We start from the raw sequence: 12,800 nt of genomic DNA, 5'->3' as shown, positions 1-12,800 counted from the left end.
AGAGTACATAAGGCTCTGTGGCTAGATTTAAGGGGGAAGTCTTAAAATGGGATACAATATAGCTGTTGCAGGAAAAGGTGGAACTGGTAAAACAAGTCTCACAGGGCTTTTGATTGATTATTTGGTTAAGGACAAAAAGGGACCAGTATTAGTTGTAGATGCTGATGCTAATGCTAACATAAATGAAGTATTAGGTATCGAAGTTGAAGCAACAATAGGAGAAATAAGAGAAGAAGTAAATCAAAGAGAAAAGTTAGGCAATGCATTCCCTGGTGGTATGACAAAAGCACAATATCTACAATTTAGATTAAATTCTATAATTGAAGAAGGAGAAGGATATGACTTATTAGTAATGGGAAGATCAGAAGGGGAAGGATGTTACTGTTTTGTAAATGGAATACTTAGAGAACAAGTAAACAAAATATCTGGTCATTATAAATACTTAGTCATGGACAACGAAGCTGGTATGGAACATTTAAGTAGAAAAGTCACTAGACATGTTGATACGCTTTTATTGGTTAGTGATTGTTCAAGACGTAGCATACAAGCTGTTGCTAGAATAAGAGATTTAGCTGAGGAACTAAAATTAAGTGTTGGAAGAATACTTCTAATTGTAAATAAAGTTCCAAATGGGGTTATGAATGATGGTGTTAAAGAAGAAATTGAAAAGCATAACCTAGAGCTAATCGGTGTCGTACCTATGGATGAATTGATATATGAATATGATTCTACAGGTATTCCTTTAGTTAATTTACCTGAAGATTCAAAATCTAAAGTGGCTATGAAAGAAATTTTTGCTAAATTAGAATTAAAATAGGCTTAAGGGGGAAAAAAATATGGCATTTAAAATGTCTACTCAAAAATATTCTGGAAAAATATCAGAAGTTGAAGTAGGAATAGGGGAAAAAGCAATTAAATTAGGTGGGGAAAATGTATTACCTTTTTATAGTTTTGATGGGGAAGTAGGTAATTCTCCAAAAATAGGTATACAAATATCAGACGTTTATCCTGAAAGCTGGACTGATTCATATAAGGAGTTATACAAAGATGTAGCTAACTGTCCAGTGGAATGGGCTAAATATGTTGAAGCTAATACACAAGCAGACTTTATTTGTTTAAAATTTGATGGTTCTGACCCAAATGGATTAGATAAGTCAGTTGATGAATGTGCTGATGTAGCTAAAGCAGTGGTTGAAGCAATAAAATTACCTTTAGTTGTAGCTGGTTCAGGAAATCATGAAAAAGATGGTAAACTGTTTGAAAAATTAGCTCAAGCATTAGATGGACATAACTGTCTATTTATGTCAGCAGTAGAAGATAACTATAAGGGAGTAGGAGCATCAGCTGGTATGGCTTATGCACATAAAGTAGGAGCTGAATCTTCTGTTGATATAAACCTAGCTAAACAATTAAACGTATTGTTAACTCAATTAGGCGTTAAAGGTGAAAATATAGTTATGAATGTTGGATGTTCAGCAGTTGGTTATGGATATGAGTATGTTGCATCTACTATGGATAGAATCAGACTTGCAGCATTTGGTCAAAATGATAAGACATTACAAATGCCTATCATAACACCAGTAGCTTTTGAAGTAGGTCATGTTAAAGAAGCTATAGCTCCAATTGAAGATGAGCCAGATTGGGGTTGTCCAGAAGAAAGAACTATAGCAATGGAAGTTTCAACTGCAGCAAGTGTTTTAGTAGGTGGTTCAAACGCAGTTATACTTCGTCATCCAAAATCAATAGAAACTATAAAAGAATTAGTTAACGCATTAGCTTAATTAAATTGTTAAGGTTAGGGGGAGAAAATAATGGCATTAAAAGCTTTAGATATATTTAAATTAACACCAAAGAAAAACTGTAAGGATTGTGGATTCCCAACTTGTATGGCTTTCTCTATGAAGGTTGCTTCAGGAGCTGTAGAAGTAGGTAAATGCCCACATATGTCTGATGACGCTATAGCGAAACTATCAGAGGCTACTGCACCTTTAATGAAAGCTTTAAAAGTTGGTGCTGGTGCATCTGAGTATGAACTAGGTGGGGAAACAGTATTATTTAGACATGAAAAAACATTAGTAAGTAGAAATAGATATGCAGTTTCATTCTGTACTTGTATGAGTGATGAGGCAGTAGACGCTAAGATAGCTAACATGAAAAAAGTTGACTATGTAAGAATTGGTGAACAAATGAAAGTTGAAATGGCTGTTTTAGAGTATTGTGGAGATAAAGACGCATATTTAAAATTAATAGATAAAATAAAAGGCAGTGGATTAGAAGTAGCTTATATTTTAACTTGTGATGATGCACAAGTAGTTAAAGAAGCTGTTGAAGTATTAAAAGATACTAGACCAATGGTATATGGAGCAACTAAAGAGAACTACAAAGATATGATAGAAGTAGTTAAAGGAGCAAGTTTACCATTAGGTGTAAAAGCTGGTAGCTTAGAAGAATTATATGAAACAGTTGAATTAGTTCAAGCTGCTGGATATAAAGAATTAGTATTAGATGTAACAGGAGAAAACATAAAAGATACTTACACTAATGCTATACAAGTTAGAAGAATAGCTTTAAAAGAGCAAGATAGAACATTTGGATATCCTTCAATAGTATTTGCAAATAGATTATCTAATTCAAACCCTATGATGGAAGTTGCTTTATCATCAATATTCACTATAAAATACGGTTCTATAATAGTAATAGATGATATTAGTTATGCTAAGGCATTACCATTATTTGCACTAAGACAAAACATATACACTGACCCACAAAGACCAATGAGAGTTGAACCAAAGATTTATCCAATCAATAACCCAGATGAAAATTCTCCAGTATTAGTTACTGTTGACTTTGCATTAACTTACTTCATAGTTGCTGGAGATATAGAAAGATCAAAAGTTCCAGTATGGTTAGTAATACCAGATGCAGGTGGATATTCAGTTCTTACATCTTGGGCTGCTGGTAAATTTGGTGGAAACTCAATCTCTGCTTTCATCAAAGAAAGTAAAGTAGAAGAAGTAACTAATTGTAAAGACCTTATAATTCCAGGAAAAGTTGCAGTACTTAAAGGTGATATAGAAGATAACTTACCAGGATGGAATGTAGTTATAGGACCAGAGGAATCTATGGAATTACCTAAGTTCTTAAAAGGATACCAAGAAAAAGCATGCCAAACAAACTAATAAAATATTAACTAACTATTAATATTAAATTTAAAGGGGGACATTATAAATGGAAAAATTTATGATTATAGGTGAAAGAATACACTGTATATCACCTTCAATAAGAAAAGCATTAGCAGAAAGAGACCCAGCTCCAATCTTAAAAAGAGCAAAAGAACAATTAGAGGCAGGAGCACACTATATAGATTTTAATATAGGGCCTGCTGAAAGAGATGGCGAAGAAATAATGACATGGGGAGTTAAATTACTTCAATCTGAGTTCAACAATGTTCCTATAGCATTAGATACAGCTAATAAAAAAGCTATCGAAGCTGGACTTAAAGTTTACGATAGAACTAATGCAAAACCAATAATAAACTCTGCTGATGCTGGTTCAAGATTTGATTTAATAGATATAGCAGCTGAATATGACTCAATGGTTATAGGTTTATGTGCAAAAGAAGGTATACCAAGAGATAATGATGAGCGTATGGCTTACTGCCAAGAAATATTAGAAAAAGGCTTAATGTTAGGAATGGAACCAACTGATATACTATTCGACCCATTATGCTTAGTTATAAAAGGAATGCAAGAGAAACAAGTAGAAGTTTTAGAAGCTATAAAAATGATGACTGAAATGGGACTTTTAACTACAGGAGGATTATCTAACGTATCTAATGGATGTCCTAAGCATGTTAGACCTGTTTTAGATAGTGCATTCTTAGCAATGGCAATGGCCAATGGATTTAGTTCAGCTATAATGAATCCATGTGACCCAGAATTAATGAAAACTGTAAAATCTTGTGACATAATCAACGGGGCATCTTTATATGCAGACTCTTTCTTAGAGCTAAATGAAGGTGGATTTGCTTTCTAGGGTTTTTAGGGTATAGTTAATAAAAAATAGGTGTAAATATTAAAGGGGGAAATAGAATGAATCTATATAATATAATCTTTACAGGGTCAGAACAAGCTTTAGGTGCGGCTCAAGCTATGCTAGCTGAAGCTATAGAAAAAAATGGAAAAGAGCATAAAGTGGCTTTCCCTGATACAGCATATTCATTACCTTGTATATATGCTGCAACAGGACAAAAGATGAACACTTTAGGGGACTTAGAAGGTGCTTTAGAAGTAGTAAAATCTTTAATAAATAGAACTCATTTATTAGAACATGCTTTTAATGCTGGTTTAGCTACAGCTTTAGCTGCAGAAGTAATTGAAGCATTAAAATATTCAACTATGGATGCTCCATATAGTGAGCCATGTGCAGGTCATATAACTGACCCTATAATCAGATCACTTGGTGTACCACTAGTTACAGGAGATATACCTGGTGTTGCAGTTGTTCTTGGTGAATGTCCTGATGCTGAATCAGCAGCAAAAGTTATAAAAGATTATCAATCTAAAGGTTTATTGACTTTCTTAGTTGGTAAAGTTATAGACCAAGCTATAGAAGCTGGAGTAAAAATGGGTCTTGAACTAAGAGTTATACCTCTAGGATATGACGTAACTTCTGTTATCCACGTTGTATCTGTTGCAGTAAGAGCGGCATTAATATTCGGTGGATTAACTCCTGGTGATTTAAACGGATTATTAGAGTACACAGCTAATAGAGTTCCTGCATTTGTTAATGCATTTGGACCATTAAGTGAATTAGTTGTATCTGCAGGTGCTGGAGCAATAGCTTTAGGATTCCCAGTTGTAACTGACCAAACAGTTCTTGAAGTTCCAATGAACTTATTAACTCAAAAAGATTATGATAAGATAGTAGCTACTTCATTAGAAGCTAGAGGAATAAAAATAAAAGTTACTGAAATACCTATCCCAGTTTCATTTGCAGCAGCATTTGAAGGTGAGAGAATTAGAAAGAGCGACATGTTTGCTGAATTTGGTGGAAACAGAACTGAAGCTTGGGAACTTGTTGTTAAGAAAGAAGCAACAGAAGTTGAAGACCATAAGATAGAAATAATAGGACCAAATATAGATGAAGTTGATGCAGATGGTGTATTAAGATTACCACTTGCTGTAATAGTTAAAATAGCTGGTAAAAACATGCAAGAAGATTTCGAGCCAGTTCTTGAAAGACGTTTCCACTACTTCTTAAACTATATAGAAGGTGTAATGCACGTTGGACAAAGAGATATGGCTTGGGTAAGAATCTCTAAAGATGCATTTGATAAAGGATTTAGACTTGAGCATATAGGAGAAGTTTTATATGCTAAGATGTTAGATGAATTTGAATCTGTTGTTGATAAGTGTGAAATAACTATAATTACAGATGCTGAAAAAGTTTCAGAATTAAAAGGTGAAGCAATAGCTAAGTACAATGCTAGAGATGAAAGACTAGCTTCATTAGTTGATGAAAGTGTTGATACTTTCTATTCTTGTAACTTATGTCAATCATTCGCACCAGCTCACGTTTGTGTTGTTACTCCTGAAAGACTTGGTCTTTGTGGAGCAGTTAGCTGGTTAGATGCTAAAGCTACTAAAGAATTAGACCCTACAGGTCCTTGTCAACCAATAGAAAAAGGTGAATGTTTAGACGATAGAACAGGTGTATGGAACTCTGTAAATGAAACTGTAAACCAAATATCTCAAGGTGCAGTTGAAGCTGTTACATTATACTCTATATTAGAAGACCCTATGACTTCTTGTGGATGTTTCGAGTGTATCTGTGGTATAATGCCAGAAGCAAATGGATTTGTTGTAGTTAACAGAGAATTTGCAAGTGTTACTCCAGTTGGTATGACTTTTGGAGAACTTGCTTCTATGACAGGTGGAGGAGTTCAAACTCCAGGATTCATGGGACACGGAAGACATTTCATATCTTCTAAAAAATTCGCTTATGCAGAAGGTGGACCAGAAAGAATCGTTTGGATGCCAAAAGAATTAAAAGATTATGTAGCTGATAAATTAAATGCTACAGTTAAAGAAATGACTGGAATAGAAAACTTCTGTGATATGGTTTGTGATGAAACTATAGCTGACGATTCTGAAGGAGTATTAGCTTTCTTAGAAGAAAAAGGTCATCCAGCATTAGCTATGGAAAGTGTAATGTAATTGATGGAAAATTTAAAATAATATGATATAATATTAATATGATTTAAGTAATTTAATCAATAATATAATATTGGGGGTCTATCGAAATGAAATTATTACCAGAATTAAAATACTCTAAAGATCATGAGTGGGTAAAAGTAATTGATGGAGATATTGTATATATAGGTATAACAGACTATGCTCAAGATCAATTAGGAGAAATATTGTTTGTTGAAACACCAGAAGTAGAAGATACTGTAACTAAGGGAGTAGATTTTGGAGTAGTTGAGTCTTCTAAAGTAGCTTCTGATTTAATATCTCCTGTTAATGGTGAGGTATTGGAAGTTAATGAAAAATTAGAAGATGAGCCAGAATGTATAAATGAAGACCCATATGAAAACTGGATATTAAAAGTAAAACTAGCTGATGTGGCTGAACTTGATACGTTATTAAGTGATAAAGAATACGAGGCTGGATTAGAATAATTAAAGATTAGTATATTATTATAATTGGGGAAAGTATAGTAAAATTTGAGTGCACGCAAATTTAGCTATACTTTCCTTTTATAATATATAGAACAAATTGGGAGGATAATATGATAAAAGTAACTTTTACACCAAACAATAAAGAAGTTTATTGTAATGAGGGGGATATATTACTAGAGGTTGCAAGAAATGCAGACATATTTATAGATGCTCCTTGTAATGGAAATGTGTCTTGTGGTAAATGTAAAGTAAAATTATTGAATGGGAAAGTTGATACAGAAAAAACAAGACATATAACGGATGATGAGTGGGAGCAAGGTTATATACTGGCTTGTTGTACAAAGGTAATCTCAGATATAGAAATTGAAGTTCCTTCTAAAGTATCATCTTCTATGCATGGTATGAAGATAGAAGGTAGTAATAAAAAAGAAGATAGAGAAATATTTGAAAGAGCTAAAAAAATAATTGAAGAACATAACCTTCAATTTAAAACAAATATAAAAAAGAAATACATAGAAATGGAAGAGCCAAACTTAGATGATAATATAAGTGATGTAGATAGATTGGAAAGATATGTTAGAAATAACTTAGGATATAATGAAATAGATTTTAGGCTAGATATACTTAGAAAGATGCCAACAGTATTTAGAAAGAGTGATTTTAAAATTACAATAACGTATGTTCAAAAACAAAAAAAACTTACAATCATAAATATAGAAGAAGGTAACAAAGAAAATTCCTTATATGGAGTTGCAATAGATATTGGTACAACTTCAGTAGTAGTATGTTTAGTAGACTTATATTCAAAAGAAGTAGTAGATAAAGCCTCTTCTGGAAATGCACAGATAAAATACGGAGCAGATGTTATAAATAGGATTATATATTCAACTAAGAAAAATGGCTTAGAAACACTTCACAAAGCTATAGTTGAGGAAACTATAAATCCACTATTAAAAACAATATACGAAAGAAATGGAATAAATAAAGAAGATGTAGTTACTTTAGTGGCTGCTGGGAATACAACTATGACAAGTTTATTCTTAGGTGTGTATACAGACTTCTTAAGACAAGAACCTTACATACCACCATTTTTGAAATCTCCAAAACTTATGGGAGAAAATGTTGGACTTTTTGTAAATGACAGTGCATATGTGTACTTAGCTCCATCTGTTGCAAGTTATGTAGGAGGAGATATAACAGCAGGTGTATTATCTGCAGGTATATGGTCAAGTGAAGAAAATGTTTTATTTATAGATTTAGGAACTAATGGAGAGATAGTATTTGGAAATCAAGATTATATGATGAGCTGTGCGTGTTCAGCAGGACCTGCATTTGAAGGTGGAGGTATAAGCTGTGGAATGAGGGCATCAGCAGGAGCAATAGAAAAAGTAACTATTGATAAGGAAACTTTAGAGCCAACATTAAAAATTATAGATGAATGTGCCCCAGTTGGTATATGTGGTTCTGGTATAATTGATTTAATCTGCCAAATGATTACTAAAGGTGTAATAGATAGAAGAGGTAAGATATATAGAGATTTGGACAATAAGAGAGTTAGATTTAATGAGCATGAGATAGGAGAGTATGTATTAGCATTTAAAGAAGAATTTGATTTAGAAAATGATATAGTAGTCAATGAAGTTGACATAGATAACTTCATAAGAGCTAAAGGAGCTATATATTCAGGTGCATACACTCTTGTAGACAGTTTAGGTATGGATTTTAGTATACTAGATAGAGTTTATATAGCAGGTGGTATAGGAAATAACTTAGACATAGAAAACTCAATAATTATAGGATTACTTCCTGATATTGATAGAGAAAAATTTACTTATATTGGAAATAGTTCACTTGTTGGTTCTTACTTAGCTCTTATAAGTAAGGATGCAAAAAATAAGCTTGAGGAAATAGGTAATCAAATAACTTATGTTGAACTTAGTGTATACCCAAGCTATATGGATGAATTTATCTCTGCATGTTTCTTGCCACATACGAATATAGAACAGTTTCCAACAGCAAAGAAATTATTAGAAGAGTAAAATGTAACTGAAAAGGAATAAACTATGAACAATAATCTATCTGAAAAAATGAAAATAGCATTTGATATTAAATTAAGGAATTTTGGAAATAAAATAGAGTTTGCTTATCCTAATCAGACATTAGCTCTTAGTACTACAAGCAATCAATGTAGTTTGAAATGTGCTCATTGTAATGGTCACTATTTAAACAATATGGTGCCAATAGAGGATTATAAGGAAAAAGTACAATCAAGGAATATAACTAGCTTTTTATTGAGTGGTGGTTGTAGTTATGAGGGAGATGTTCCAATGAGTACTCATATTCAGACTATTAAAAGCTTAAAGGAGCAAGGATACAGGTTGAATGCTCATTTAGGACTTATGGATAAATGTAGTATTATAGAGTTGTGTAAGTATTTAGATATAGTTTCTTTTGATTTAGTATTTGATAAAGAAACTATAAGAGAAGTTTATAAGATGGAAAAGAGTAAAGAAGATTATATCGAAGTTTATAATACACTAAGAGAAAATACAGAAGTAGCACCACATATATGTATTGGTTTAAAAGGAGGAAAAATAAAAGGTGAATATGAGATTATAGAATACCTACAAAAAAATCCTCCTAATAAACTTACCTTTATAGTTCTTATTCCAACAAAGGGAACTGAATATGAAAATGTAGAACCTCCTAAGCTAGAAGGAGTAGTAGATATTTTATGTGAAGCTAGAATTAACTTGCCAGATACTGAAATTAATCTAGGGTGCATGAGACCAAGAGGTATGTACAGAAAAGAGTTAGACCAGCTATCTATAATGTGTGGAGTCAATAAAATAGTATTACCATCAAGGTCTGCTAAGAATAAGGCTATAGAAATGAATATGACAATAACTGTGTGTAAGGAGTGTTGCGTTTTATGATTAGATTATCATCTGGGACAGCAATAGAACTTGGAATATTAAACAAAAAAAGCGATATACCTCCTACTACAGCATATGTAATGATTGGAGAAAAGTGTATAAACAGATGCAGTTTTTGTTCTCAATCAATAGAAAGTAGTACTAGAAAAGATAAGTTATCAAGAGTAGTTTGGCCAGCGTTTTCTAAAGAGGAAATATTAGATGCTTTAAGAACTTATAAAGGGAAAAATATAAAGAGAATATGTATTCAATCAATGGCAAGTGAGGAAGCACACAGGTCTGTTTTAGATTTTATAAACTATATAAATGGTAAGATAGATATGCCAATTTCGTTATCTGCAAAATTAGAGAATGATGAAGAAATAAATAAGTTTTTTTCAGCAGGAGTAGATAAAATAGGAATAGCGATAGATGCAGCAAATAAAGAATTATATGAAAAAGTAAAAGGAAATAACTATGACGAAAAGTTAAAATTTATAACTGAAATGTCAAAATCATATCCTAATAAAATAAGTACACATATAATAGTTGGTATGGGTGAAAGTCATGAAGATATATATAGCTTATATACTTATTTAAAGGAAAATAATATAACGATTAGTTTATTTGCATTTACTCCAGTTAGAGGAACTGAAATGGAAAATATAAGTCAACCAAACATAGAAAGTTACAGAAGGGTACAGTTAATGTCTTATATGATAAATAAAGGCTATTCAAAAGAGTACTTTGAATTTAAAAATGGATACTTAGATAGTATAAAACTTAATAATGATATTATAAAAGACATAAACAAAGGCTATCCTTTTGAAATAAGAGGATGCAAGGACTGCAATAGACCATACTATAATGAAAGACCAGGAAGTACTATATATAACTATTCAAGACCTTTAAATCAAAGCGAGATAGATTTAGTTATAAGAGAAATAAATCTATAGAGGATTTCTAGGATATATTTATACTAAAGATGGAGGCGTAATAATCATGAATCAGTGGAGAGTTATACATAATAAATCATATGATGGTGCAATGAATATGGCAATTGATGAAGCTATATTTACTGCATATAAGAAGGGACATAATAGGCCAACACTTAGATTTTATACATGGAAGCCAGCTTGTTTGAGTATAGGATATTTTCAGAAATTGGAAGATGAGATAGATTTGGATAAGTGTAGATGTATGAATATAGACTATACTAGAAGAATTACAGGAGGAAGAGCTGTATTACATGATAATGAGCTAACTTATAGTATAATTATAGGAGAAGATAATCCTTTAATTGATAAGAGTATTAACCAGTCTTATAGATATATAAGTGAAGGTTTAGTCAAAGGGTTAAATTTAAGTGGTATAGAAACAGATAATCTAAATAGAGGCGAGAGAATAGGTAGGGAAAATCTATCAGCTGCATGTTTTAATGCACATGCATCATATGAAGTTACTATTAATAATAAGAAAGTCATTGGAAGTGCTCAAAGTAGAAAAGATGGTGTTCTATTACAACATGGTTCAATAATACTGGATTTTGATGTAGAAAAATTATTTAAATTAATAAAAACTAAGACACCAGAATTGAAGGAAAGGGCTATGAAATTTACAGCTGAGAAGGCAAGTGGAATAGAAAATGAACTTGGTAGAAAAATAGATATAGATATTCTACAAGAAAATATAGTAAAGGGATTAGCTGAACAATTTAATGTTGAGTTTGTAGAGGACGATTTGACTGATTATGAGAAGCAATTAGCTAAAGAATTATATGAAAAATACAAGAATGAAGAGTACAACAAAAAGCGTTAACTTTAATTGACTTTATATAAATTAAAGTGCTATACTTAAGGTATAATAATATACAAAAACTGAAATCATGAAGATTTCTTTGGTGTATTGAAATACCTAAGGAAATCTTTTTTTGATTTTTAATAAAATCATATTAGGAGGAGATTTATATGTGTGAATCATCAGCTTTCATTTGTAAAAGTAATAATGAGTTAGAAAAGGTTATGGAAAATGTGGTTAATATAGACCCTTGTGATGGAAAGATTTATTTAACTGATTTATTAGGAGAGCAAAAGATAATAGATGGAATAATTAAAGAGATAAGATTGATGGACCATAAGATAATAATACAAGAAAATTAATTAATAGGGGAATTTCATATGATAATAGCAGTGATAGATGGAATGGGTGGAGGCATTGGAGCCCAGATAGTTTCTTCTTTGAGAGAAGAATTGCCTACATATGTAGAAATTTATGCACTAGGGACTAATTCTATAGCAACCAGTTCTATGATGAAGGCTCATGCTAATAAAGGAGCTACAGGGGAAAATGCTATAGTAGTGTCAGCTAAAAAAGCGAACATAATAGTTGCACCTATTTCTGTAATAATACCTAATTCTATGATGGGAGAAGTTACTTGTAATATAAGTGAAGCTATTGCAGATAGTGAGGCACTAAAGATACTTTTACCTATTATGCCAGAAAATGTAGAGTTAGTTGGATTAGAAGGTAAACCATTAGCACTACTTGTAAAAGATTCTGTAAATCTTATAAAAAAAGAATTTAATATAAAATAACAGGAGGAATAACTAATGATTTTTGATAGAGAGATTGTAAGATATCATCATGGTAATCATGACCATGACCATTGTCACGAACATACTCATGGAGATATATGTCATGAACATCCACATGACCATGCTCATGACCATGACCACGAACATAGTCATGAGGAATCAGCAGAATCTAAGGATGAAAAAACTTTAAAAATACTTTTAGTACACTGGATAAATCACAATGAAACTCATGAAGAAGGATTTAGAGAGTGGGTTGAAAAAGCTAGAGCTATTGGAAAAGAAGAAACAGCAAAGAGTATTGAAAATGCTATAGAGTATATGGAAGAAGCTAATAAAATGTTGTTAGAGGCTAAAAAACATATGTAAATATAATTAATCGCTTATATGTCTGATATAGGCGATTTTTACGTTTTTTGATATTTAATTATTGAAATTTTTAGGTGGTATGTAATATACTTTAATGAGTAAATTTTATTATAATATGGGGTTATTTAATGTTCCCTACTTATATATTGAGTATTACTATTTAAAGGTAGTATTAATCTTAAGTTAAAAATAGTATTAATGTTAAGATATTCTAAAGACTGTTTAAAATTAATTCAATGTTAG

Annotated in this window: 13 protein-coding genes; all 13 read left to right on the top strand. The window is 31.7% G+C overall.

Going from position 1 to position 12,800, the window contains the following annotated elements:
- Window positions 1-46 precede the first annotated feature (46 nt).
- The 13 genes from KGF39_RS00245 to KGF39_RS00185 all read left to right on the top strand — a co-directional run bounded on the left by KGF39_RS00245 (window position 47) and on the right by KGF39_RS00185 (window position 12,557).
- Window positions 47-817: a carbon monoxide dehydrogenase accessory protein CooC gene (locus KGF39_RS00245; protein WP_003418348.1), complete on the top strand. Its 771-nt coding sequence runs from the start codon at window positions 47-49 to the stop codon at window positions 815-817.
- Window positions 818-836: 19 nt separating this feature from the next.
- Entirely contained in the window at window positions 837-1,781 is a 945-nt protein-coding gene (gene acsD / locus KGF39_RS00240; protein WP_107595792.1) for an acetyl-CoA decarbonylase/synthase complex subunit delta, read from the top strand.
- 30 nt (window positions 1,782-1,811) lie between these two features.
- Window positions 1,812-3,179 (top strand): acetyl-CoA decarbonylase/synthase complex subunit gamma, encoded by a 1,368-nt coding sequence (gene acsC, locus KGF39_RS00235; RefSeq protein WP_227820735.1) that lies wholly within the window; start codon window positions 1,812-1,814, stop codon window positions 3,177-3,179.
- Window positions 3,180-3,228: 49 nt separating this feature from the next.
- On the top strand, window positions 3,229-4,035 hold the full coding sequence (gene acsE, locus KGF39_RS00230; RefSeq protein ID WP_054272672.1) for a carbon monoxide dehydrogenase/acetyl-CoA synthase methytransferase subunit: 807 nt from the start codon (window positions 3,229-3,231) through the stop codon (window positions 4,033-4,035).
- Between the two features lie 56 nt (window positions 4,036-4,091).
- A complete protein-coding gene (acsB, locus tag KGF39_RS00225) occupies window positions 4,092-6,218 on the top strand; it encodes an acetyl-CoA decarbonylase/synthase complex subunit alpha/beta (RefSeq protein ID WP_227820734.1) in 2,127 nt (708 codons plus the stop codon).
- A gap of 86 nt (window positions 6,219-6,304) precedes the next feature.
- Window positions 6,305-6,682 (top strand): glycine cleavage system protein GcvH, encoded by a 378-nt coding sequence (gene gcvH / locus KGF39_RS00220; RefSeq protein ID WP_227820733.1) that lies wholly within the window; start codon window positions 6,305-6,307, stop codon window positions 6,680-6,682.
- Window positions 6,683-6,792: 110 nt separating this feature from the next.
- A complete protein-coding gene (gene acsV / locus KGF39_RS00215; RefSeq protein WP_054272674.1) occupies window positions 6,793-8,721 on the top strand; it encodes a corrinoid activation/regeneration protein AcsV in 1,929 nt (642 codons plus the stop codon).
- A 24-nt stretch (window positions 8,722-8,745) separates the two neighbouring features.
- Window positions 8,746-9,618, top strand: coding sequence for a radical SAM protein (locus KGF39_RS00210; RefSeq protein ID WP_227820732.1), 873 nt, complete (start codon window positions 8,746-8,748; stop codon window positions 9,616-9,618).
- Window positions 9,615-10,553, top strand: coding sequence for a radical SAM protein (locus tag KGF39_RS00205; RefSeq protein WP_227820731.1), 939 nt, complete (start codon window positions 9,615-9,617; stop codon window positions 10,551-10,553). Before KGF39_RS00210 ends, KGF39_RS00205 begins: the two co-directional genes overlap by 4 nt.
- Before the next feature lie 46 nt (window positions 10,554-10,599).
- On the top strand, window positions 10,600-11,415 hold the full coding sequence (locus KGF39_RS00200; protein ID WP_227820730.1) for a lipoate--protein ligase family protein: 816 nt from the start codon (window positions 10,600-10,602) through the stop codon (window positions 11,413-11,415).
- A gap of 149 nt (window positions 11,416-11,564) precedes the next feature.
- Window positions 11,565-11,756, top strand: a complete 192-nt coding sequence (locus KGF39_RS00195) for a CooT family nickel-binding protein (RefSeq protein WP_003418375.1) — start codon at window positions 11,565-11,567, stop codon at window positions 11,754-11,756.
- Between the two features lie 18 nt (window positions 11,757-11,774).
- Entirely contained in the window at window positions 11,775-12,191 is a 417-nt protein-coding gene (locus KGF39_RS00190; protein ID WP_003418377.1) for a DUF3842 family protein, read from the top strand.
- 15 nt (window positions 12,192-12,206) lie between these two features.
- A complete protein-coding gene (locus KGF39_RS00185; protein ID WP_227820729.1) occupies window positions 12,207-12,557 on the top strand; it encodes a zinc transporter in 351 nt (116 codons plus the stop codon).
- The last annotated feature ends 243 nt before the right edge of the window (window positions 12,558-12,800 follow it).

Origin of the sequence: Clostridioides sp. ZZV14-6345 (assembly GCF_020657775.1) — a bacterium.
In the GTDB taxonomy this organism is placed as follows: domain Bacteria; phylum Bacillota; class Clostridia; order Peptostreptococcales; family Peptostreptococcaceae; genus Clostridioides; species Clostridioides difficile_D.
The sequence above is the reverse complement of the archived record's forward strand: the minus strand, read 5'-3'. Positions and strand labels throughout refer to the sequence as shown.